The 23,341-nt window shown below is 48.4% G+C and carries 22 protein-coding genes; all 22 read left to right on the top strand.

The annotated features are described in order from the left end of the window. Positions 1-45 precede the first annotated feature (45 nt). The 22 genes from IV40_RS08880 to IV40_RS08775 all read left to right on the top strand — a co-directional run bounded on the left by IV40_RS08880 (position 46) and on the right by IV40_RS08775 (position 23,312). Positions 46-312, top strand: coding sequence for a hypothetical protein (locus tag IV40_RS08880; RefSeq protein ID WP_057770750.1), 267 nt, complete (start codon positions 46-48; stop codon positions 310-312). Next, on the top strand, positions 296-520 hold the full coding sequence (locus IV40_RS08875; protein WP_057770748.1) for a hypothetical protein: 225 nt from the start codon (positions 296-298) through the stop codon (positions 518-520). Before IV40_RS08880 ends, IV40_RS08875 begins: the two co-directional genes overlap by 17 nt. After that, the gene (locus IV40_RS08870) at positions 507-1,013 is read left to right on the top strand and encodes a hypothetical protein (RefSeq protein WP_057770746.1); all 507 of its coding nucleotides are present in this window, start codon (positions 507-509) and stop codon (positions 1,011-1,013) included. The genes IV40_RS08875 and IV40_RS08870 overlap by 14 nt, the downstream gene beginning before the upstream one ends. A gap of 108 nt (positions 1,014-1,121) precedes the next feature. After that, positions 1,122-1,610, top strand: a complete 489-nt coding sequence (locus IV40_RS08865) for a phage terminase small subunit P27 family (protein WP_057770744.1) — start codon at positions 1,122-1,124, stop codon at positions 1,608-1,610. Positions 1,611-1,747: 137 nt separating this feature from the next. Then, positions 1,748-3,610 carry a terminase large subunit gene (locus tag IV40_RS08860; protein WP_057770928.1) on the top strand — a complete coding sequence of 621 codons (1,863 nt, stop codon included), beginning with the start codon at positions 1,748-1,750 and terminating at the stop codon, positions 3,608-3,610. A gap of 16 nt (positions 3,611-3,626) precedes the next feature. Further along, entirely contained in the window at positions 3,627-3,839 is a 213-nt protein-coding gene (locus tag IV40_RS08855; RefSeq protein ID WP_156404266.1) for a DUF1056 family protein, read from the top strand. After that, complete coding sequence (locus IV40_RS08850; RefSeq protein ID WP_057770740.1) at positions 3,839-5,035, top strand: phage portal protein; 1,197 nt, start codon at positions 3,839-3,841, stop codon at positions 5,033-5,035. Before IV40_RS08855 ends, IV40_RS08850 begins: the two co-directional genes overlap by 1 nt. Next, on the top strand, positions 5,013-5,753 hold the full coding sequence (locus tag IV40_RS08845) for a head maturation protease, ClpP-related (protein WP_057770738.1): 741 nt from the start codon (positions 5,013-5,015) through the stop codon (positions 5,751-5,753). Before IV40_RS08850 ends, IV40_RS08845 begins: the two co-directional genes overlap by 23 nt. Positions 5,754-5,765: 12 nt before the next feature. Next, a complete protein-coding gene (locus tag IV40_RS08840) occupies positions 5,766-6,980 on the top strand; it encodes a phage major capsid protein (protein ID WP_057770737.1) in 1,215 nt (404 codons plus the stop codon). 15 nt (positions 6,981-6,995) lie between these two features. Continuing rightward, the gene (locus IV40_RS08835; protein WP_057770735.1) at positions 6,996-7,322 is read left to right on the top strand and encodes a head-tail connector protein; all 327 of its coding nucleotides are present in this window, start codon (positions 6,996-6,998) and stop codon (positions 7,320-7,322) included. Beyond that, on the top strand, positions 7,315-7,662 hold the full coding sequence (locus IV40_RS08830) for a phage head closure protein (RefSeq protein WP_057770733.1): 348 nt from the start codon (positions 7,315-7,317) through the stop codon (positions 7,660-7,662). The genes IV40_RS08835 and IV40_RS08830 overlap by 8 nt, the downstream gene beginning before the upstream one ends. Next, positions 7,655-8,053: an HK97-gp10 family putative phage morphogenesis protein gene (locus tag IV40_RS08825; protein ID WP_057770731.1), complete on the top strand. Its 399-nt coding sequence runs from the start codon at positions 7,655-7,657 to the stop codon at positions 8,051-8,053. The genes IV40_RS08830 and IV40_RS08825 overlap by 8 nt, the downstream gene beginning before the upstream one ends. Further along, on the top strand, positions 7,980-8,423 hold the full coding sequence (locus tag IV40_RS11040) for a DUF806 family protein (protein WP_082617976.1): 444 nt from the start codon (positions 7,980-7,982) through the stop codon (positions 8,421-8,423). The genes IV40_RS08825 and IV40_RS11040 overlap by 74 nt, the downstream gene beginning before the upstream one ends. Before the next feature lie 27 nt (positions 8,424-8,450). After that, entirely contained in the window at positions 8,451-9,110 is a 660-nt protein-coding gene (locus IV40_RS08815) for a major tail protein (protein WP_057770727.1), read from the top strand. A gap of 20 nt (positions 9,111-9,130) precedes the next feature. Continuing rightward, positions 9,131-9,523: a phage tail tube assembly chaperone gene (locus tag IV40_RS08810; protein ID WP_057770725.1), complete on the top strand. Its 393-nt coding sequence runs from the start codon at positions 9,131-9,133 to the stop codon at positions 9,521-9,523. Next, a complete protein-coding gene (locus tag IV40_RS08805; protein ID WP_057770723.1) occupies positions 9,507-9,707 on the top strand; it encodes a hypothetical protein in 201 nt (66 codons plus the stop codon). Before IV40_RS08810 ends, IV40_RS08805 begins: the two co-directional genes overlap by 17 nt. A 5-nt stretch (positions 9,708-9,712) precedes the next feature. Next, positions 9,713-16,105 carry a phage tail tape measure protein gene (locus IV40_RS08800; RefSeq protein ID WP_057770720.1) on the top strand — a complete coding sequence of 2,131 codons (6,393 nt, stop codon included), beginning with the start codon at positions 9,713-9,715 and terminating at the stop codon, positions 16,103-16,105. Between the two features lie 11 nt (positions 16,106-16,116). Further along, the gene (locus tag IV40_RS08795) at positions 16,117-16,932 is read left to right on the top strand and encodes a phage tail domain-containing protein (RefSeq protein WP_057770718.1); all 816 of its coding nucleotides are present in this window, start codon (positions 16,117-16,119) and stop codon (positions 16,930-16,932) included. Continuing rightward, positions 16,932-18,587 (top strand): prophage endopeptidase tail family protein, encoded by a 1,656-nt coding sequence (locus IV40_RS08790; protein ID WP_057776417.1) that lies wholly within the window; start codon positions 16,932-16,934, stop codon positions 18,585-18,587. Before IV40_RS08795 ends, IV40_RS08790 begins: the two co-directional genes overlap by 1 nt. Continuing rightward, positions 18,577-18,849 (top strand): hypothetical protein, encoded by a 273-nt coding sequence (locus tag IV40_RS08785; RefSeq protein WP_057770713.1) that lies wholly within the window; start codon positions 18,577-18,579, stop codon positions 18,847-18,849. The genes IV40_RS08790 and IV40_RS08785 overlap by 11 nt, the downstream gene beginning before the upstream one ends. A gap of 3 nt (positions 18,850-18,852) precedes the next feature. After that, positions 18,853-19,164, top strand: coding sequence for a hypothetical protein (locus IV40_RS08780; protein ID WP_057770711.1), 312 nt, complete (start codon positions 18,853-18,855; stop codon positions 19,162-19,164). A gap of 32 nt (positions 19,165-19,196) precedes the next feature. Further along, on the top strand, positions 19,197-23,312 hold the full coding sequence (locus IV40_RS08775) for a CotH kinase family protein (RefSeq protein ID WP_057770709.1): 4,116 nt from the start codon (positions 19,197-19,199) through the stop codon (positions 23,310-23,312). Positions 23,313-23,341 lie beyond the last annotated feature (29 nt).

The following is a 23,341-nucleotide window of genomic DNA, read 5'->3' as shown; positions in this document are numbered from 1 at the left end:
ATCGGCATCCGCTTATGCGGGTGTTTTTTATTTGGAGGTAAACATATGACAAAGCCAATCGTTAAAGCAACACGGATCCCAGACGTTCAAGATGCACTCACAGTTAATATCGACAAGAACGCCACCTTTGATGAACTCTCGGCGGTTGCTAAACAGATTGCTACTTATGCAATCTCAGGTATCATTCCGTTAGTTCGTCAAGATAAACCAGAATTAAAGAACGATGAAGTTATTGAGACTGCCATTCAGATCTATATCTCGATGATTTACTCAGCAGCAAAGGAGGACTATCAAAGTGAAGGTAGCATATAGAATCAGAAATGATTATAAGGTTCCAGAAGTCTACATTGATGGTGATAGAGTCATGATCGAGCGTTGTTATTATGACTATGAAACGTTGAAAGATACTCCACTCAGCGGATTCTCCCATTTCAAAGCTATTGCTTTTTATCATGACAAACGATATATGATCAGCTTCAATAATAATACTGGAGAGGCAACCATAGATGCCACGTGCTAGACGTTGTCGTTATCCGAACTGTCATGGCATTGCCATGCTTCCTGATCACTATTGTGCACGACACATAGAGCATGAAGCAGAGTACCTAGCCAAGCGTGAGCAGTGGCACGCACGACGCAGTGCTATTAAGACCAAACACTACAACGACACGGCACGGCAAGCGACCGAGCAAAAGGCCGAACAGAACGCCTACTATCACAGCCGAGAGTGGAAGCAACTGCGTGAGTTTGTTCTTCAGCGTGATAGCTACATCGACCAGTACGCCAAGCTGGTCGGCATTATCCAGCCGGGGAAGTTGGTCGACCATATCGTGCCGATTGAATTCGATTCTAGCCTTCGCGATGACCCTGATAATTTGATAACGACTTCTTATCAATTTCATTACAAGAAAACAAAGTGGGAGCAGGATTACTACGGAACGGGTGCGAACAATAAGTTAAAGTGTGTGTCACCTATAAGAAATGTGTATGACTTACCTTTCCTGCGAAAATAAAAAAGGCCCCCGCCCCTACTGTGAGTAGGAGAAGCGCACACAGTGAAGTCCGCTCGTAAAAAAATGCCAAAAATTAAAAGTTTTCGATAAAAAGTGAGGTGAGAGTGGATGAATCCAAGAAATGCTGGACGTAAGAAGAAGTTAAATGCCACAGACGATGACCGCAAGTACCAACGCGAGCAGTCTAAGGAATTCAAGAAACAAAATGAAAACTTTTCTGAAATCTCTGAAACTCCGCCTACTTATTTGGACGGCGTAGCTAAAGCGGCATGGCGAACGATCGTTCCCGAATTGAAAGGGAACGGTTTGCTCAGAAATATCGACCGCTATGAGCTGGAGCTCTTCGTGAAGAATTATTCGGCCTATCGTAGTGCCGAGAAAGCTCTGCAAAAGTTTGGCGCCGTCTATGAAAACGATAAAGGAAACTTACAGAAAAACCCCGCGATGAACGTTTTAGATACGACTACGAAGTCGATGAAGTCGCTTGCTAGTGACCTTGGCCTAAACTTCAATTCGCGTGCTGAAATGCTTAGTAATCGCAAGCCTGACGACGATGAGGTCGATGTGGGCAAGCAGTTGCAGGACTTACTGGGGTAGGAGGATTCTAAGGATGAATTTGAATGAGATTTTAGGTGTTCGCGAATCGTATGAGGTTCCGACCGCCTTGATGAACGCTTTAATTGTTCGATGAAAAAGTACTTATTGCAAAACATGCTTATTTAAAGGCAAAAAACATGGATAAAATCGACTTACTGAAAACTAAAGATGTCCTCGGCGCTTATCGCTCACAGGACTATACGAAAATAAAGGCTAAGTATACCGACCCTGGTACGCAGTATGCTTTTTCAGTCCTTGACGGGAAGCAACTGTCTGGCTACATGATGAAGCTAGCTTGCTTCCGCCACCTCCAAGACCTTAAGCGCGCCGAAACAGACAGCCCCGACTTTCCTTATCACTATGATCTTAAGAAAGTCAGGGCTATCTTAAACTTCGCTAAGCTTTGCCCTGATGTGGAAACGGGCAAGCCGAGTGAGCTCATGCCGTGGCAAAAGCTCATCTTGTGTGAGCTCATCGGCTGGCGTGACGTCAACGGGAACAAACGTTTTGCACAGGCTATCGTGAGCGTCGCCCGTGCGCAAGGCAAGACGTACTTCGCTTCGATCATCGCTTGCTACTCTTTGCTTTTAGAAACGATTGGCAAGGAAAATCAGGACTTGCTTGTCGCTAGTAACGTCACTTCGCAATCGCAGAAGCTGTTTGGCTACGTTACGACAATGGTCAATAAGCTCATCGACACCGTACCGGCTTTCGGTCAGCTTGCGAAGCAGTGGGACTTACAGCCACAGCATGATCAAATCATCGCTAAGAAGCCCTATAATCGCCTTGTACGGCTCTCTAACGAATCCGGTAAGTTTGATAGCTACCATTTTCTAACCGCCGTATATGATGAAATCGGGGAGCTGAAGGACGACAAAAACATCTCTAAGATCACGTCCGGGCAAGTTCACGTTGACGATAAACAATTCATTCAAATCTCGACGGCATACCCTGACCCTAGCGTCACATTTCATTCCGATGAAGATATGCTTCAAGAAGCCATGGAACAGGACTATAAGCGTGAAGCTGATACCTATCTCTGCCTTGTGTGGGCACAGGATAGCCTTGATGAGACCTTTAAACCAGACACTTGGATAAAGTCTAACCCGCTTTTAGGACTTCCTAGCATGCACGACAAGCTTTTTAAAGGCTTGATGGACGAGCGTGATACGAAGCTTCTACAAGGAAAAATCGCGGATTTTCAAAACAAAAATATGAATGTTTGGCTTCAAGAGGACGTCGACAGTTACTTGAAACTCGATGAAATCGAAAAGGCCACCATTTCGCACTTTGATATCCGTGGACGGGACGTGTATATCGGCTACGATCTCTCAATGTCGAGTGATAACACGGCTTTGGGCTTCGTTTTCCCGTACTTCGAAGGCAACGAAAAAAAGTTTCACGTCCGTCAATTCAGCTTCATTCCATGGCATGCCGCGGGGTCATTGGAAGCAAAAGAAAAGCAAGACGGCATCGCCTATCGGGACTTGCCAGACTTTTGCAAAATCACTAGTCACGAACAGGGCCTTATCTCGCTTGATGAAGTCTACGCGTGGCTTTTGGATTTCGTGCATGAAAATAATCTGCACCCGGTTGGCTTCTTCTACGATGCGTGGCATATGGACTCAATGGTCCAGTCACTCGATATGAACACGAATTGGCAAATTGTACCAGTTCGCCAACGCACAAGCGAGCTGAACGACCCGACAAAATTTATGCAGAAACTCTTTATCGAAGGCAATATCACACGCCTTGATGACCCTATCATGGCAAAGGCACTGCAAAACGCCGTACTAGTATCTGATACGATTGGAATTCAGGTCGACAAGAAACGTGCCACGTTAAAAATTGATGTGGTCGACGCGCTTATAGACGGCTTTTATCAAGGTATGTACCACTTTGAAGATTTTGCCGATGTAAACGACAAATCGAAAGAGTTTGAACGCATGTCTGAAACCGACGTACAAAAATGGATCGAAGAAAACGGCATTGAATTTTAAAAAAGGTGGTGAGAAAGTGGTCAAACAACTGAAGAAAATGCTCTTAAGAGGAGTGATCTGGGTCATCGACTATCTGTCGACGATCCTTTTTTTATCCGGTCTGATCATCGGGAACACCGCAATTTTCCGTCATGATAGCTTTTTTGGAAGTCTTACGATCGCCGCAAGTCTGATCCTTGTCGCCTTTATCCTTGACCGCGCGAATAGCGGGAAAGGAGGTGATAAATAGTGTTTTTTAGGAAAATGAAAAATTTGGTCGACGCTAGTCAGACCGTGTCACTCTCCGACCCGGCTTTGATCAACTTCTTTAATCCGGGCAAAACGTGGAGTTACGTGTCGGCTGACAAGGCCCTCGAACACTCTGACTTGTACGCGGTCATCTCTCTGATCAGCTCTGACTTAGCACGGGCCGACTTCAACAGCGCGAAAAAATCAGTGCAAGGACTCATCAATAATCCAAGTCCACTGACGAACCGCGCGGCCTTCTGGCAAGCAATGTATGCCCAATTACTGCTAGACGGAAATTCGTACGCGTATATCTGGCGCAACATCAACGGCACACCGCTCTATCTCGAGTATCTGCGGCCGTCGCAAGTGCAAGTGAAATTACTCGATGATGGGTCAGGGCTGGTTTATGACCTCACTTTTGACGAACCTAGCGTTGCGATGAAAACCAACGTTCCGGCAAGTGATATGATTCACTTTCGTTTGATGTCTAAGAACGGCGGAAAGACGGGTGTGAGTCCACTCTATTCCCTCACTGTGGAATTGAGCTTGCAGGACTCATCTAACTCGCTGGCCCGTGACGCGCTATCTAGTGCGATCAATCCGACCGGTATCTTGAAACTCAATAAGGGTTCACTTTTGAACGCCGGCCAGAAAGCGGCCACACGTCAGTCTTTTGTGGACGCCAACAAGGGCGCTTCAGGGCCACTTGTCCTCGATGATCTCGAAGACTATGTGCCGCTTGAAATCAAAACGGACGTATCGAAGCTTCTCGACTCCACGGACTGGACTGGCGATCAGATCTCAAAGGTCTACCACGTTCCGAAGGATATGACTGGGACCGAGTCCGAGCATTCAAACATCGAACAAGTAATTCAGCAGTATAACACCACGATCGGGCGCTACAGTGAGCCGGTCGTAAGTGAGCTGGAAAACAAGCTGCACTCTGATGTGAGTGTTGATGTGAAGCAGATCATCGACATAGACGGCTCGCGGCTTGAGAAACGCGTACGTGGACTACGGCTGGACGGTATTATCTCAAGTGAGTTAGCTCAAGAGATCCTTCTACGGTCTAACTCCGATGTGCTGACCCAGCAAGATATCGACGCCGCACTTAGTGCCGGGAAACCTATCATTCCGCCAGCAACAGAAAAAACATCGAAAGGAGGTGAACCAGATGGGGGAACAGGAAGTTATTGATGTAACTGCCGAGATCGTGGATAACGACACCGGCTTTTTCTATGACTACTTCGGCATTGGTGCTGTATATCCGAGCAAAATCAAGCAGCAACTTCAAAACGCTAACGGACAAGATGTGACGGTAAATGTCGCTAGTCCAGGCGGTGATGTGTTTGCTGCAAGCGAGATTTACTCCGCAATTCGTGGGTATCAAGGCCACGTAACGGTCAACATTCAAGGAATGGCCGCTAGTGCCGCTAGCGTTATCGCGATGGCAGGAGATACAGTCAATATTGCACCGACAGCGATGATCATGATCCACAACGCGCAAACGATCGCGCAAGGCGATTACAACGCGTTTGATAAGACTTCGGATATGATCAAGAAAGTCAATGGCTCGATTGTAAATGCCTATGTCGCAAAGACCGGCATGAGTGATACGGACTTACTCAATATGATGAATAGGGAAACTTGGATGACCGCTCAAGAAGCAGTCGATAACCACTTTGCCGACGCAATCATGTTTGAAAACAGCAAAGCACCGCAGTTTATCAACTCTGCCGCGCCAATTTTGAGTCGCGATGGCTTGGATAAATTTAAATCCTTGCTGAAAAATAGCGCCGTACCGCAAGCCAACAATCCAGAATTGCAAACCGACGAGCCAGAACCGCAAAACACTGAACAGCCAGCTTCTTCTAACTTACAGAAGAAACTGGCTATTTTAATGCACAAAAAATAAGGAGGGTCACACATGACCATTGATGAATTAAATAACACATGGATCACTGCCGGGCAAAAGGTCTCTGACTTAAACGCCAAGGCAAATCGCATGCTCGTGGATGACAACGCCACGGAAGACGATGTCAAAAACGTTCAAAAAGAAATCGCCACTGCAGAAAGCAAGCGGGACTTGGCTAAGAACCAACTCGACGCCGCACGCGCTGCCGAAGCGGTAAGCGACAAAAAAAACAAAGAACCTTTAAATCACGAAGAAAAGAATTTGAAACAAAAATTCGTTCGTGATTTCGTCGATATGGTTCAAGGCGACCCAAAGATCGTCAACGAATTGAAGTCTGACTTGGATGAAAACGGCAACGGTATCGGCTTAACGATCCCTCAAGATGTGCAAACGACTATCAACTTGCTGAAGCGCCAATTCAACTCTTTGGAACAGTACGTTGACGTCCAAAAGGTCGGTACTAAGTCCGGCTCACGCGTCATGGAATCCTTAAGCGACATCAAGCCAATGGATAACTTAGACGCCGAAGACGCTTTGATTCCTGACTCTGATGAACCAAGCTTCCACTTGGTCAAGTACTTGATCGCACGCTATAGTGACATCTTGACGCTTACAAATACTTTGCTCAAGGACACCGCCGAAGATATCCTTGCATACCTTAATCAGTGGATCGCTAAGAAGTCTACGATCACACGTAACACAAAGATTTTGTCCGTTTTAGGTACCTTGCCAGCCGCACAGAAAAAAGCTGTTACGACAATTGACGACATTAAGACGATTGCAAATGTCAATCTCGATCCAATGATCGCGGCAACTTCTATCTACATCACAAACCAAAGTGGTTTCGATATTTTAGATCACGTCAAGGACGCCGAAGGCCGCTACGCTTTACAACCAGATCCAAAACAACCAACTCAAAAAACGCTCGGTGGAAAGCCTGTCGTAGTTATTTCTGACAAATGGTTGCCAAAAGATGGGGCTAACTTCCCGCTCTATATCGGGGACTTAAAACAAGCCGTAAAGCTTTGGGACCGCGAACAAATGAGCTTACTTTCAACAAATATCGGTGCGGGTGCCTTCGAACACGATCAAACAAAGATTCGCTTTATCGACCGTTTTGACGTCACTCTTTGGGACCAAGAAGCTGTCGTATATGCTACTTTCTCAAAGATCGCGGATATGACACCGTCAGCCGGTACAGCGACTACATCTGCGTCAACTAAGTAAGCGAGGTGAGGTCTGATGACGGCAACGCTTGACGATCTGAAGAACTCGCTCCGCTTGGATAGTGAAGCCGACGACAAACTGCTGACTGGCTTTCTATCAGCCGCGCAAAGTTGGATAAAAAATGCCGTTGGCACCGATGACGTGGAATTCTACGCCCGTCCGAACGTGTCCGACTTATACGACACTGCGACCCTTGCGATTGCTAGTGCTTACTATGAGCGTCGGTCTGCTGCGACACCTAGCGTGTCAAATCAGGTCAACCTCGTATCTAATAGCATTATCGGTCAGCTTCGTGGCGAGTATAGCCGCGTCCAACGTGAAAAGAGTGAGCAAGATGGCTAAAAATATCAATCCTTCGCGCTTGATCTACCGTATCCAATTCGGTTCGATCGAGCCCAATGTGCCGGACGATAATGGTATCTATCATGAAGAATTCGTAACTGGCCGCGAAGTGTGGGCGGGACTATATCATCTGACGCAGAATCAGCGCTACACCTTAGCCGGTCAGGACGTCAGCCAGTCAATTGCCTACTTCGTTCGTCACGACATGGGGCTTATGAATTACAGCCACGTCCGTGTGGATAAGACAGTCTATCAGGTCATCGACTACGCGCCCGACTCGGACAACGCTCACAACTCTTTTGACGTTGTGACACTGAAGGCGGTGAAGAAGCGTGGCTGAAGACTTTGACGGGCTCAACGCTTGGCTTGACGATATCAAGAAGGCCGTCACTTTGACGACCGCACAAAAAGCGGTTATCACATCGGCCGGTGCGGCTGCCTTTGCAGAGGTTTTGAAACGCAATACTCCACGGAGTAAGCGCAACAAAACGGAGCATTTAGCCGATATGATCACTTATAAACCGGGCTTCGACATTGAAGGAAACTTCACGGGTAACACCGATGTGGGCTTCAAAAAAAGCAAGGCGTATATCGCACGATTTTTGAACGATGGGACTAAGAAGATGAGTGCTACGCACTTCTTTGATAAGACTGTCGATGAAGCCCTTGTCGCCGCTCAAGAAGCCGAGGCCGCCGCTTACTACACGATCGTGGGAGGTGGTCTCGATTAGCTATGTAATGGATTGCGTCCGTATGGTGCAGACCGCGAAGCTTGACGGTATCGACTTTGTTTTCCCACGAGCGATACCGTCCAAGTATCAGGACGACTTAGAATCGAACATCGTTTGTATCACTGAAATCCGTGACTTGCCGGTCAGCTATGGTAGTGATCGGTCTACGAAGAAGCTTCAGGCCGTGGGCGTCAATGTCTACTACGGTTCGGGCAACACTGTGAACACGGAGGACTTAGAAGACCAGCTTACCGGACTTTTCGAAGCTCATAAGTGGTACTGCATATACTCGCCGGGGTCAACGCTTGACCCCGACACAAATCAATTGACGAAAATATTTCAATTTCAGAGGACTAAGCGGAAGCTTTAGTCCTTTTTTATATAGGAGGAAAAAACTATGGCAACAGTAGGTTTACGTGCATTTGCACTCGCTTTACTTGATCCCAAAACACATCAAGTCATCTCCGGTAAAGACGCTGGATTGACAGAATCCGGCGTATTTATCGCTGATTTAAGAACATCAAAAGGTGCTACGACCGCCAACATGGCGAACCTTACAGGTACCGTCACTAAGAAATACGGTTCTAACGGTGTGGCTTATACGTCCACAGGCGCCGCAGAACCGACCGTAACACTCGGTGCTAATGACTTGCCACACGATATCTTAGACAAGTGCTTAGGCCGTGTTGCCAATGGTAAAGGCATGGCCTTGCAGTATAACAAAACAAACTTACCTGACTTGGCTTTGCTCATCGCTACAGATTCACTTGACGATGATTTCGGTGTGTTCTTCAGCTTCTTCAACGGTAACGTGTCACTTCCAAGCTATAACGTACAAACAAACAACCAAAGTGCCCAAGAAACGAACGATTCGATGACTTATACTTCAATCGCTCGTGCTTCCGATGGTGCCGCTTATGGCGTGTTCTATGGTGCAGATACCGGCTTCGATAGTGCTGCGATGATGAACGAAGTGTTCCCCGGTGCAACCGAAAAAGAAATCCCAGGCTTTGGTATGATCTCCGGTAATGATCCTACAGACGGGCAAACAGCCTAATTTAAATGGAGGTTTAATTTATGAAAATTCGTATTGATACGCGTGACGTGGGCCTGAAACGGCCCATTTTTATTACGCCTACTCACAAGATTGTACGTCTTATCGTGAGCGCCAACCGCGCTATGGCGCGCTATGACACTATCAGTGAAGGTATGTCTGACGATGAAGTCATCGAGATCATGTATGAAGCAATGCAAAAGCCGCTTGACGCTTTGACTGATATCCTCGGCTTAAGTGAAAAAGAACGCGACACACTTGATAGCTTGCCGGCCGAAAAATTCACCCAATTCGTGTCCTATGTCACAACGATGATTTGGACGAATGGAAAGGGGCGCGACGAAGAAGTCAAGCCTGAAAAAAGTCAGCCCGCGAAGAAGACTATTCGAGCTGGACGGCATGCTCGCCGATCTTGATTTCAACGAAAAAGAAGCACTGATCTATCTCCACATCTCACCTAGCGAGTATGAGAAGGAAGACTACTTCAACATGAACCGCGTTTTAGCCGCTAAGTCGCCTGAAGAACGGCCTGTCGATCCGATGTCGCTTGTACGGTCGCTTGGTTTAGGTAACGGCGAAACTAAGCAAGGAAGGAGGTAAAGTAAATGGCAGGAAATATTCCGGGACGTGAGATCGCGGCACATGTGTCCTTAAACGGCACGGTCGAATCCACGACCAGCTTGCGACAACTCCGCGACTCTGTATCTGCCCTCACGAATTCATGGAAGGCACAGCAAGCCGAACTTCGGTCTGCTGGTGATGCTACCGCCGCCGCAACTGCTAAGGTAGACGGCTTAGGCCGGGCTATGCAAGCGCAAGAACAGTATATCCAGCGCTTGCGGTCTGAACAAAGCCAGCTCGACGCTTCTACGGCTGACGGTGCTGATAAATTTGCCAAGTATGGCAAGGATATCGCGTCGGCTTCAAAACGCTTGGAGTCCATGCGTGGGCAGTCAGATCGTGCTAAAGAGTCGCTCGAGTACTATAAGAGTGGCTTGGCAGAGCTCCAAAACACCATGCGTAACAGCAATCAAATCGCTGAAACGCACATCAAATACTTGCGTGCAACTGGTCAAGAAGACCGCGCGAACGCCGAAGAAACGAAAAATCTCGAAGACAAAATCAAGTCTTTAAATGACATTCGAAATGTAGAAGTATCTAAGCTCACGCGGGTCGCAGTCGAATCAGGCAAAGACTCACGGGCCTATGCCGATCAGCGGTCTAAGGTCAATGAACTTGGCGCTGATATCGCCAAGTCGAACACAAAACTCGACGAACTCACGTCCTCACTTTCCAAAAATCGCTCAACGCTCGAAAATATGACGTCTGTATCAGACAGCTATGTCAATATGCTTCGCGCCCAAAAAAAGGCACATGAAGCCGATGTGGTCGAGCTGAAGAATTTGCATTCGCAGTACGGACAGATGAAGAGCGTCTACTCTGGCGAAGTGGAAGAGCTTGGCAAAATCAAGTCCAAATCTGGCGAAACGTCCGATGCTTACGCAAAGCAAGCGACTAAAGTCAACGAACTTGGTACTAAGATGGCCGAAACTACGGGCAAAATCAAGGACTTAGATCTTGCAGCTGGTGGCACACCACTCGCCCTCGCTAAGATGAAGGACAGCATGTCGCACGTCAAAGGCGGCTTGTCCGATGTAAAAAACAGCATTTCAAGCACTATATCGAAGTTTAAGGGCTTAGCCTTAGGCGCTGGTGTAGCGGCGGCTGGTGTCGGTGCGGCTTTCATGAAGTCCACCGAAGCGGCCAAAACGCTTGATAACACTTTCCGCGAAGTTACTAACTTAGCCGTTACGGGTGGCGAAAAGCAGTCTGAAGCGCTGAAAAATGTCGCCTTGATGGAACAGGATACTTCTAAGTATTCCAAGGAATACAACGAATCACAGAAAAACATCGCGGCTGGGTATGAAGACTTAGTCAAGCGTGGCTATACGTCACAACAAGCCCTTGGCGCGATGAAGTCAGAACTGCAAGCCGCCAAGGCTTCCGGCGATGGCTTTAGTGATGTGGTCAGCGTGGCTAGTCAGTCCCTTGAAGCTTTTGGGCTCAAGACTGACTCTGTCACTGGTATGACTAAGAACACGAAGAAGGTCGTCAATGAGCTTGCCTATGCGGCTGACGCGACCTCGACCGGGTTCAGCGACTTAGGTGTCGGCATGTCTTATGTCGGTTCCACAGCCCACCAAGCCGGTTTCAGTCTTTCTGAAACCGCGTCCGCTATGGGTATCTTATCCAACAACGGTTTGGAGGCGGACAAGGCCGGGACTGGACTTCGAAAAGCAATTAACAGCCTGATTTCCCCAACAAAGAGTGGTACTGAAGCGCTTCAATCCTTAGGATTGACGACCAAAGACTTCACGGATCAAAATGGAAATATGAAGTCCATGACTGATATTTTCGGGACTTTAAATGGCAAGATGGCCGATATGACCAAGACACAGCGTACGGATATTTTCCATGCGCTCTTTGGGACGACCGGGCAACAAGCCGGGCTTATCTTACAAGAAAACGCCAAACAACTTGGCGAATTAAACAACAAGGTCGCAGATTCGACTAAAAATAATTACGTCGGCAAGCTTGCTTCACAAAATATGAAGTCAGCTCAAAACGAGCTTGGCAAATTGAAGATGACTGCCACAGATCTCGGCATGACTTTTGCGAAGTCTGTCTTACCGTATGTATCACAGACCGCCGAAAAGCTTGCAACAGAGATGAACACCAAAGAATTTAGCGACGGCGTCCACGACCTGTCCGACGGGCTGGCAAACGCTGCTAAGCATGCCGCAGACTTCTTCGGATATCTGATCAAGCACGCCGATGACCTCGGCGGTATCACATCGAGTATCTTTACGATCGCTGGCGAGCTCGCAAAAGGTGTGTGGGATGACTTCGCTACGACGATGAAGATCATTGGCACCGCAATGGGCTTGACTTCATCAAACGCCAAAGACGCAAAAGACCCGCTTCACACGGTTAATGAAACTTTGAAGGCGATTGCTTCTCACAAAAAGGGTGTTGAAGCTGTCGGCGCAGCAGTTGGTGCTATCTGGGCCGTGGGCAAAGTGACGAAGTTTATTACTGCGCTTGGCGAAGCTAAGCGTGCAATGGTCGAGCTTGGTATCGTATCAAAAGCCACTGGTGGCGATATGAGCACTGGCGTCGGTAATGCGACTAAGGCGGCAGAAACGACAGCTAAGACTGCAGAAACAGCTGGAACAGCTGAAACAGCTGGAACAGCTGGGGAAGCGGCCGCCGGGGCTGCAGAAGCCACTGGGTCAGTCAGCAAACTGGCTACACTCGGAAAAGGTGCCTTAAGCGGTGCCAAAGGCTTTGCACCAGTCGCCGCACTCGGGTCGCTTGTCGATCTGATCGGCATCAACAACAAAAATAAAGGCGAAAAAATCGGGACTGCGTCCGGTAATTTAGCCGGTGGGCTAGGCGGTGCTGCTGGCGGTGCCGCTATCGGGTCAGTAATTCCCGGTGCTGGTACTTTGGTCGGTGGTGCCTTAGGTGCTGCTGGCGGTGCGCTTGGCTCGATGGGCGGTTCTAAACTCGGCGGCGAGCTTGGAAAACAGGTTCAAAAAGCATTTGATGGCAGCTTTAAGCCGACCGCTAAAAAAGTGGCCGTCAAGCCTGAAATGTCGAAACTTGCCAAAAAGCAGTATGAGAAAGACCAAGATGACTTGACCAACCCTGGTCGAATCAGCAAGGCTACTACTAAGATAGCCGCAAGCTACAACAAGATGATCGCTGACTTAAACAGCAGTGTGAAAAAGGCCAATGGCAAGCTTCGCCCGCTTAATACGACTACGTATAACGCGGATATGGCTAAGCTTAGCAAAGCTGGCAAAGCCGTGGATAAGTACTACAAGAGCCAAACCAAGGCCGGTACAGAGCACCTCAAGGTCTTACTGAAAAATGGCGATATCACCCAAAAGCAGTACGACAAAGATGTCAAGAAGCTGACCGACTCCAACAACAAGAAAGCTCAATCTGCAAAAGATAATGACACTAATATGAGTAAGCTACTCACCGAGTATTATAAGCAGACTAGCAAGACAACGGAAACGTGGGACAGCAAAATTCTTCAGGACGAACAGCTTTACGGCAAGAAGTCCACACAAGTGCAGAAGGACAAGGCCGCTAAGAAGAAAGCTCTTCAAACGGACGAATCCACTTACACCGATAAGATGAACGACCTTGAAAAAAATTCAAACGATAAGATGACCAAGTCACTCAAGACTTCGTCAAATAATCAAGTCGAAATCCTGAAATATTTGAAGGATAATGCGACAAAGCTTTCTAAAGCTAAACGTGAAGCCACGGTAAAAGACGCCGCGTCAGAAGCTTCTAGCGTGATCAGTAACGCGAAGAAGCTCCGTAAGTCAACCGTGGCCGAAGCGAATAGCAAGTACCGCGAGACAGTCAATGCCGCTAAGAAAGAGTATCAAGAAAACGGCACGATCTCGTACAAGCAGTACAAGGATATCGTAAAAAAGGCGCAGGACACTCGCAACGCTTCTAAGAAGTCAGCAAACGACAAGTACACAGACGCCGTGTCCGCGGCTCGTAAAGAGTACAGCAAAACGGTCAAGTTGGCGACTAAAAAGGAAACCGATATCGTCAACGCTGCCAAGAAGCAAAGAGACCAAGCCGAGCAAGCCGCAAAAGATGAAATGAATAAGACCATCGCCGCCGCTAAGAAGAAGTACACCGGCAACAGCGACTACGCTAAGCGACAGCGCAATGAAGTGACGATCGAAGCCGGTCGTGAGCATGACAAGGCCGTTGAAGCGGCAAAAGACAAGTACAAGAAGACCACCAAGAGTGCCAAGAGTCAGCGTGACGATATCACAAGCTATGCTGAAGACCAGCGCAAGAAGACTATCGACAAGGCCGATGACCAAAAGAAACAAGTTACGGCTGACGCTGAAGTCCAGCGCAAAGAGACTTCACAAAGTGCTAAAGATCAAAAAGACGAAGTCACTTCCGAATCTAACGACCAAAAAAATGCTGTCAACGACAACGCCGATAAAACCAAGAGCCACATGAATTCAGTGTGGGAGGGCATCACAAAAACCGTCGGAGGTTGGCTGGGTGGTATCGCTCACTCGCTTAACACTTCGGCAAAACACCAAAACGATAGCTTTAAGGCGTATGGCGGCTCTGGGTCGACCTTAGCGACTAATATCCCTGAAAAATATCCAGCTAAGCAGTATGCAACTGGTACAGGTATCTTTAGCGACATCCGCAAGGCGATCACTAAGCCGACCTTCGCCATGCTCAACGATGGCAATGACTCCCCTGAAACGGGCAACCGTGAGATCGCCTTCATGCCAGACGGCGGTATCTTTACGCCAAATGTTCCAAGGTGGAAAGGCATGCTACCGGCCGGAACAGAAGTCGCAAATGCGACCGAATCGAAGTTTCTAGCACCGTTACTTGGCTTAGAACACTTCGACACTGGTACAGGTATCTTACAGTCCGTCAAGAACTTCTTTGGCGGGGCTGGGAGCTGGTTCAAAGGCATTTGGGGTTCCATGAAGGACAAGATTTCGGCTGCTTCCAACATCTTAAAAAATAGCGATAAGAGTTGGGGGTCAGTCTTTAGCGTAGATACCAAGCTCCCCGGTGCGGTGGCTCAAAACCTCGCTGGAGCAACGCAAAAGAACTTCAACAAGGCCGGCTCGTCGTGGTGGAAAGAAGCATGGAATCAAATCAACGGCGCTATCGATGGTACAGACGGTGGCGCCGCAAGCGGCTTACTGGCCGCAGTAGAAAAGTATGGGAACGGAAAACCTTATGTATGGGGCGCGGTCGGGCCGGACAGCTTCGATTGTTCTGGGCTGGTCATGTACTCACTCAAGAAGGCTTTCAACATCCTTTACCCACACTTCTCTGGATCACAAATCGCGAAAGCAACAAGCATTTCAAAGGGCGACCTGAAAAAAGGCGATTTGATTGGAAACGATGAGCATATCGGTGTCTACGCTGGGGGCGATAAGTACTACTCCGCTATGTCGCCAAGTTCAAAACCCAATATCGGTATGAGTCCGATATCGACTTTTCCCGGAACGCCTAAGTATGGACGTGTCCAAGGTATCCCCGACGCCGATGAGGATAAGAGCAAGGATAAAGATACGACTAAGAGCACTGGCCTATCTGCTTTGGTACACAAGGAATTGGGCCCCGGTGTTTTCGATTGGATCGCTAAGAACCTTGCCCCATTGATGGAATCCGATGAGGGTGCCGGTATCAGCGGTTTTGGTGGTGCGGCAACGCCTAGCGAAGCCAAAGATGTCATCAAAAAGGCCATGAAAATTGCCGGTGTATCTGGCAACGATTGGCTTAATGGTATGGAAATCATCGGTCAACATGAATCAAATTGGCAGAACACCGTCAATAACTGGGATAGTAACGCCAAGGCCGGAAATCCTTCAGCTGGGTGGTTCCAGATGATTAAGACGACCTTTGATTCAAATGCTATGCCCGGCTACACATCGTGGCGGACACCACTTGACCAAGCTATTGCCGTGATCAGATATGTCAAAACGCGATACGGCGGTATTGGGAATGTTCCCGGCGTTAAGTCGATTGCAAACGGTGGGCCTTACTTGCCGTATGAAAACGGCGGCCTGATCGACAAAGAACAACTGATTCATGTCGCTGAAAATAACCAGCCTGAAGCGGTCATCCCGCTGTCGCAGATGAAAGCTTCGCGTGGGTATGAGCTACTGGGCAAGGTTGCCGCGATGTTTGCCACCCGTGACGGCGTACAGACCCAGCAGACGGCCCCAGCGGCTTCTACAAGCAAGATGGAACAGCTTCTGGATAGAAACAATAAACTGATGGAAATGCTTGTCAACGTCAATGATAGCCAGCTAGACGCGATGAAATCCACGCCTTCTGGTAATGGCTACGACGCCTTACTGACGCAGATGGGCAAATCCAAAAAGCTTAAAATGAATCAAGCTTTGTGAGGTGATGAAAATTGATTGATAAACTTTTTATTTTACGGGACGGCGAGCCCGAATTTGAGATCGGGGACGTGACAGGCGGACAAATCCAGCCGCTTTCTTTTGACGCCGGTGCACCACAGCCCACCACGATCTATACAGCAATTGCCGGAGCGGACGGAGAAATGCTAAACAGCACGACTTACGGGCCGACTACTGCTACGGCTACTTTCTTTCTGCGTGGAAGAGATATCTATGACTACAAACTGCAAGCCGCAAAGCTTTACAGCTTGCTGACCTCACGCAATCCTGTCAGGGTACGCGATGGGGTGGATGAGTACAAAGTAGCCTATCTGATTGCTAAGCCGATTACACTCACGCCACTCAACTTCACGGACGGAGATGTGACAGTGCAGTTTGACAATCCCGCGGGGTATCGACAGTCATATGACCGCTCGGACCAGCTCACACACTGGCAGCACGGTATGAACCTTCCGTCCGACTACATCCCGCAGTACACCTTTACGGAAAATGAATTTGACGTATTTAACGCAAGTGACTTCCGGGTCGACCCGTACAAGTCGCGCCATGATCTAAAAATCATTATCCAAGGTGTAAGTGGGAAGCTGACAGTCGAAAATCAAACGAACGGCACGACTTTTTCAATCACAAAAGAACTACAGCCGTCTGATCGCTTTGAAATGGACGGGGTGCATGCTATGCTCAATGGCGTTCCGGACTCGCAAGACACGGACTTTGGCCACATAGAGCTGGAAAAGGGAAGCAATCACATCATCGTAACTGGCACGATGACGGGCATCACTTTCAGTTTCCCCTTCGTGTACTTCTAATGTACACGCGCGATAAAATTTTGGTTCAGGACCGCAAAGGCCAGTATACGGAGGTCCTGACAGGTGTGGACTGGTCATCGGTCACGGTGTCGTGGGAAAAGAACGCTAGCTACACACTAAGCTTCAACGCTTATGATGACGGGTCGATGGCCTTCGGCTTACTTGTACCGGGGTGCTACATCTGGTGTCAAGATGAAGAGTACGTGATGGGCCAAACGTCTTACGACGATAACGGTTCGGTGCGTATGCTGACCGTGACAGCTACACAGTATATGTATGAGTCATCACACTACTATCAGCGTGATATCAAGTCAGGTACGCAGTCTTACTCGCTTGATGACGCTTTGAAATTCCTCTTCGACAAAAACGAAGGGGACTTTTCATATCGAATCGTAGGCGACTTTGAGGAAAAAGAATTGACCGACTTCGGAAACTGCTCGATACAGGACGGTATCGCTACGATCGTAGCAACTTTCGATAATGTCGTGGTCTATCCAGTCGCGCACCGTATCGACTTTTACTCTCACGATAAGTGGGTCGTAAAGAAGGACGAAGCCTTGCGCTACATGAATAACACGGACGAGATGACAGTCGATTGGGACCTCTCATCGCTTGTCAATCGAGTACGTGCCGTGGGGACGCCTGTCAGCACAGATATAGTCGGTATCCAGTCGGTCTATGGCGGTATCGGTACGATCAGCACCACAAATGATACCGTGCCGACTTGGAACTCGCCGTATAGCGATCAGGCTAAGACCGGTAAGACTCTGAAAAACGGTACGAATTGGAAAATCTCCCGCCAAGCCACGGGCGTAGGCTCGAATACTTGGTACGACTTAGGCGCGAATGACTGGGTGGACGGGCAATTTATTGCTTTCGACAAGGACGGCGACGCTGAACCGTCAGCCGAAACGGTTGAGAAAGTCAACGGAATCGGCACTGTCAAGCTTGATGACGGTGCAAAGCCGATACCGGTCTACAACACCTATCCGCCGAATAATCAAGCCACGGGGCAAACGCTGGCAAATGCCACTTCGTGGAAGATATCGGCACAAGTCACGTATCAAGGCAAGACGTGGTATCAAGTCGGCGGCGGTCAATGGGTCGACGGGTCAAGTTTTGACTTCTCAAGTCCTACCGACGTAGAACCGGCGGGACTGGAGGACGGGCAGAACACCTACTTCGACTCTTTCATAGTAGAAGATACAAAGTCTATCGCTCAATGGGGTATCCATGACGGGGCTGACGTATCAAACGCGCAGATGACTACTGCCGATACGATGAGGCAGTACGTACTATCGACAATGCAATCTAACCCCATGACAACGATCACGATCAACTATCGCGGTACTGATAAGATCAGACCCGGCGATGAACGCTATCTGCAAAATTACGTCGCGGGCTACAGCCAGTGGGTAGAAACCACGTCGATTACGTGGTATCCATTTGACGCCTCACAGCCAACACAAGTGACGCTAAACAGCGAGAAACAAGATATTCTTGATCTCGACGTAGCAGAACGCAAGCAGACGCTTAACGCTCTGATAGGCGTTGAAAACGGCGTGGGACAGACTACAAACAGCTTCACAGCGCTATCAAATCAATTTAATTCGTCATGGTCACAAAAGGAGGTCGATGCGTACTATGAGAACTAAAATATCCGCCGGTGGGAAGGTAATTCTACGCACGCGGGACAAAGCTGGTATCGTACGCGACTTAAATGTCGAGCGTATCAGCTACTCCCCGGACGGCTCTAAGTCATCCACAAAGGACGCTATCTTGCCAAACGGCTTCGCTTTCTCAACAGAAGACAAAGCAGAAATGGCGAGCAGCGGCATTATTTTGCCCGATAAATCCGGTGGTTTGCACAAGCTTATCGTAGACGAAGAAGGAAATCTCACAACGGAGGAGGTGTAGAAAATGGCATATGACTTGAAAACACTCGAAACCGACTTTCCGAACGGATACGATGACGAATATCGCCAAAAGCTAGTGGATAACTTCACAAACTTAAATCTGTACTGGTTGACTGCTTTAAACAATATCGTGGCTGATAATCACTATCAATACGGTTTTATCACGGATAATCAAAAGGCTATCAAGCAACTTCAAGATAATCTTGCGGCGCTTGTGGACATCTTAGGCACCTACGGAATCCCCCTCGGCTACGATGCCGACGGGAATATCGTGGATACATCACAAGACGATTACGATGACGACGGCTCTCTATAATGGAGAGCTTTTTTAATGGAAGGAGAACGAAAATGGCAGTAGTTAATCCGGCCTATCGAGCCGACTATAACAATCACATCATTCCGGTTGATATTTATAAACAACTCACGGATGGTGCAACAATACACGACATCAGCGATTACTATAATGCACGTCAGGGTGACAACGAAACGCCGCTCATGATTCGCTATTACAAGAATTACGTCCCAGTCAGCAATGTGAATGGCTTCTATCCATTCGTAGAAGGAAATACTGGTACTCCTGATGAAGTTAATAATCTTAACAACGGTAACTCATATAAAACGACTTGGTATGGAAAGACCAGCGACATTCAAGAAGGCGGCCTTGCATGTCTGCGCCTTCCCGCAGCTTTCTTTCCAACCACTGGCGTTTTCGTGGGCCACTTTGGTCTCATGAATGATCAAACCGGACGGCGTTATACTACCGCCGATGTGACTTTCAAAGTCGAAGGCGATGGGGCGAATATGTATATCGACACGGCACCGTATCGGTCCGATTGGCAGGCGTTCATAGATCAAGCCAAGCAAGATAAAGCGGCTACGATTCAGGAAATCAAAGATGACTACAGCAATGAAATTGGTCCACTAAAAAATCAAATGGTTTCTTTGACTGATCAAGCCGGAAAGATTCAAGGCCAATTGAACGCAATTGATTTTGTCGGTCATGGCGACTTTGATAAATTATCACAAGAAGTTCAAGACCAACTTAAATCCGGTTTAGAAGCAGCAGGCACGTTGCAGCTCAATGGCTCATATGATTCTGCCGCTGCATTACAGGCTGCACTTCCGAACGGTGGAAATGGACTGTATACCACAACTGACACAAATCACCTATATGCCTGGAACACGAAAGACAAGACTTGGAGTGATCTTGGTGGCCTGGGATTTGGAGAACAGCAGAAGGAAGATGCCTACGAGTACGGACTTGATCAGGAAAATTTCTTCAACAATTCGGGCCTTCGCATCGCCGGACAGACTGATCCCTACAAGCCGATCATAAGCTCTAACGTCGCTCTTAGCTATGTCAAGGAGCAGGACGGATACAACTGGGTCCGCGTACGAGGTACAGACAACACAAGCGACTACAAAGGCGTTCGGCTCGATTATGATTTGTCCGGAAACCACTCGGAGCGCTACTGGATCCCGGCCTCTCTTGACTTTATCTTGCGCAGCTATGAACCTGGGGAAAATCAGTACCGAGTCGATGTCGTTTTCGATTTGACTGACGGAACCAAAATTGCAAAGAATGTCAGTGCTTTCACGGCATCATACAATTTGAATACCAACATCAGCTTAGTGGCACCAAGCGCGTCACAGCTTGGTGCGGATCAGAGCATGATTGCTTCTGCGCACTATAATATTTGGAGTGATCGCAATGACGGTGTGGATTTCAAGGTGACTGGAGCCCGTGCCAAAGTCATTCCAGAAAATGACGTTGATCAAAGCCCAGATAGTGAGCTGTCCAACAACAGCTTGATTAAAAACGCAGATCTCAAGCGTGGATATAGCTTTGGACCATATGCAGCGAATTTATCGAGCGTAGAAACAGCAGCGCTTCTCCCCAACAGCTGGGGCAAGAATTGGGTCAGTTTTACAGGCGATGAAACCACGCCTTGGAAGGGATCACGGACATACTTCGATTCTGAAAAGGATGGCAACCAGTATCTTAACAAGCATCTTACGGGGCTTGTACGGTCTAGTGTAGCCGGTGAGTCCGACTATAGTCTTGTCGTTGTTTACACTACAGCGGCTGGATCACAAAGCTTAGTGATTGATAAGGTACACCTAGGTGCTTATACCACGCGACTAGACTATGTGATCCCGTCTGCTAAAAGCGTCGGGATTACTGCTCCCGTGACAAGCGCACACATCGAGCTAGTGACTTCCAAGGCGGACCACTTCTACATGCAAGTGACCGAGTGGAAGATCTCAAATCTCAGTGAGATAGATGCCAGACACTCGGACAACATCTTTGCACTCAGTGACCTTTCAGGCAATTACAATCTTGACATGGTGGGCTCACTAGGTATGACACGCTCGGTAGCAAGCTGGGGCGGCGACCCTTGGGTAGAGTTTAAATCCGATCCGATGAACTCCCAGGATTGGCAAGGTGCATGGTACCATTATCGTATCAAGGATAGCAGTATGAGTGCTAAGATCGGATTCGATGTCGTACCAAAGAACTTAAAGACAAAGTCCTTCTTGGTGACTGCCCGGTATGAGTGGCTCGACACCTCTGGCCAGAAGCAGACGATGTCAATCTCGCTTGCGACCGTCAAGACTGACTTGATGTTGAGAAATGGGGTCCGCGGTCTGACGGTGCCGAGCCCCGATTCGCAAGGCCTGACTGGTGTATCGACAGTGACAATCATTCTAAATCCAAGCAATCGCTCCGATAAGGACCTCGACTTCTTGATCTCGAACGTCCACGGATCATTTGAGCAGATGAGCCCACAGACGCTTGCCACCACCGATCTTCATCTTATCCCAAGTAGCTTTGGACTTCGCTACGGTAAGTCATCCTTCAATGGCACGGCTGCGGATGAGTTTACCGATGATGTCACGCATGCTTCATGGCGTGGGGCATGGTATGGCTATCAGTCTGATCTGGTCGCGTATACCCATGACGCTACGGTGGATTTTAAATTTATCAATTCCGCACCGCTGGCAACTCGGCTTCTTCTATCTGCACGCTACGACAGCTATGACGCTAGTGGGACACAAGAATCGCTCAAGACGATTTATCTTGGGAGCGTCCCGGTTACGGGTGGCCAGACGCTTATCAAAGGCATTAAAATTCCAAGCCCACGGTCGCAAGGCTTCGCTAGCGGTGCGGTTGATCATGTGACACTTATCATTAATCCTGATAACCATGCGACTGCTGGGGTCCACTTCTGGATTCAGGAGATCCGTGGAACTCTTTACGACGACTCGGCCGTAGATGCTTCACTTGATAAGCAGCGGCTTCCGGTCGTGAGCCTGCAAGGAGACTTCGACAGCATGACGGCTGATAACAAGGTCATGATGGGTTTCAAGTATCAGGATCACACGCGGACAATCGCAGGGTACTCCAAAACCAATTGGCAGGGCGACAGCTCAACGCGCTTTCCGGAAAAAAACTTCAAGCTCAAGCTTTACTCCGACTCTGATGGTGATAGCAAGATGAAGATCGTGCCATCGCCGACTTATGTACCCGAAAATGAGTTTAATCTGAAGGTCAACTGGATCCAGCCGCAGGCGGCGCGGAATCTGATTGTCGCTGACCTTGTACGTGAGATGACAGCAGCTCGGAAGAGCCTCGATAGTCATCTTGCCGCCGCACCGAACTACGGTCAAGTGCAAGGCTTCCCGGTCATCATCATGCTTAACGGGCTCTTCTACGGTCTAGGCACCTTCAACACGTCTAAGAGTGATGTACTTTTTGGGATCGATGAGGATGACCCCAAACAATTCGCGATTGAAGGCTGGAATACGACAGCCGCTAACTGCTTTAACTCAAGCAGTGCACGCATCGATTCTGACGACTCTACGGCTGATTTCTCACTTGAGTCTGACGGGGATGTGACTGATGAGATGACTACAAGCGTCAATGCGATGTTGAAGTTTGTGCACGAGTCGAATGATTCCGATTTCAAAGCCGGTATCGAAGATTACTACGATGTGGATTCTGCGATCGACTGGCAGCTCATCATGGAAGCTGCCGGGTTAGCCGATGAGCAAGCAAAAAATATTATCCATGTCACTTACGACGGGAAAAAGTTCCACGCATTAAATTACGATCTTGACATCTCGTGGGGAAGCGGCTGGCTGGGGAATAATCCGACGGACAACGCTGCCGATTACCTTGGTAAGTCGCAGAGTAACCTTCTGAACCGCATTGTGAAGCTCTTTCCGGAACGCGTTAAAGCTAGATATTCCGAGCTCAAGACCGATGGGATCCTGACCACAAAAAATATTCAAGGAAAGTTCCGCGACTTCGTGAACTCGGTTGGTGAGGAGAATTACGAAGCAGACCATGCGCGTTGGCCTGATAAGACCTCGTATGACACGATTTCATACCAACAAACCATGCGAAACATCAAGGAGCGTATGGACAACTTGGATAAGCGCGTAGCGGCGTTGGGTTAGCTAGATAGACAGAGACGAGCGAAATGAGA

This window comes from Lactobacillus selangorensis, from assembly GCF_001437205.1.
GTDB lineage: Bacteria > Bacillota > Bacilli > Lactobacillales > Lactobacillaceae > Paralactobacillus > Paralactobacillus selangorensis.
Note: the sequence above shows the minus strand (reverse complement) of the source record. Positions and strands in the feature narration are given on the sequence as shown.

What these genes read in the sequence shown, in the direction of transcription:
- IV40_RS08880 (WP_057770750.1), top strand. Translation starts at nt 46, where the DNA reads ATGACAAAGCCAATCGTTAAAGCAACACGGATCCCAGACGTTCAAGAT.
- IV40_RS08870 (WP_057770746.1), top strand. Translation starts at nt 507, where the DNA reads ATGCCACGTGCTAGACGTTGTCGTTATCCGAACTGTCATGGCATTGCC.
- IV40_RS08865 (WP_057770744.1), top strand. Translation starts at nt 1,122, where the DNA reads ATGAATCCAAGAAATGCTGGACGTAAGAAGAAGTTAAATGCCACAGAC.
- IV40_RS08860 (WP_057770928.1), top strand. Translation starts at nt 1,748, where the DNA reads ATGGATAAAATCGACTTACTGAAAACTAAAGATGTCCTCGGCGCTTAT.
- IV40_RS08845 (WP_057770738.1), top strand. Translation starts at nt 5,013, where the DNA reads ATGGGGGAACAGGAAGTTATTGATGTAACTGCCGAGATCGTGGATAAC.
- IV40_RS08840 (WP_057770737.1), top strand. Translation starts at nt 5,766, where the DNA reads ATGACCATTGATGAATTAAATAACACATGGATCACTGCCGGGCAAAAG.
- IV40_RS08835 (WP_057770735.1), top strand. Translation starts at nt 6,996, where the DNA reads ATGACGGCAACGCTTGACGATCTGAAGAACTCGCTCCGCTTGGATAGT.
- IV40_RS08830 (WP_057770733.1), top strand. Translation starts at nt 7,315, where the DNA reads ATGGCTAAAAATATCAATCCTTCGCGCTTGATCTACCGTATCCAATTC.
- IV40_RS11040 (WP_082617976.1), top strand. Translation starts at nt 7,980, where the DNA reads ATGAAGCCCTTGTCGCCGCTCAAGAAGCCGAGGCCGCCGCTTACTACA.
- IV40_RS08815 (WP_057770727.1), top strand. Translation starts at nt 8,451, where the DNA reads ATGGCAACAGTAGGTTTACGTGCATTTGCACTCGCTTTACTTGATCCC.
- IV40_RS08810 (WP_057770725.1), top strand. Translation starts at nt 9,131, where the DNA reads ATGAAAATTCGTATTGATACGCGTGACGTGGGCCTGAAACGGCCCATT.
- IV40_RS08805 (WP_057770723.1), top strand. Translation starts at nt 9,507, where the DNA reads ATGCTCGCCGATCTTGATTTCAACGAAAAAGAAGCACTGATCTATCTC.
- IV40_RS08800 (WP_057770720.1), top strand. Translation starts at nt 9,713, where the DNA reads ATGGCAGGAAATATTCCGGGACGTGAGATCGCGGCACATGTGTCCTTA.
- IV40_RS08790 (WP_057776417.1), top strand. Translation starts at nt 16,932, where the DNA reads ATGTACACGCGCGATAAAATTTTGGTTCAGGACCGCAAAGGCCAGTAT.
- IV40_RS08785 (WP_057770713.1), top strand. Translation starts at nt 18,577, where the DNA reads ATGAGAACTAAAATATCCGCCGGTGGGAAGGTAATTCTACGCACGCGG.
- IV40_RS08780 (WP_057770711.1), top strand. Translation starts at nt 18,853, where the DNA reads ATGGCATATGACTTGAAAACACTCGAAACCGACTTTCCGAACGGATAC.
- IV40_RS08775 (WP_057770709.1), top strand. Translation starts at nt 19,197, where the DNA reads ATGGCAGTAGTTAATCCGGCCTATCGAGCCGACTATAACAATCACATC.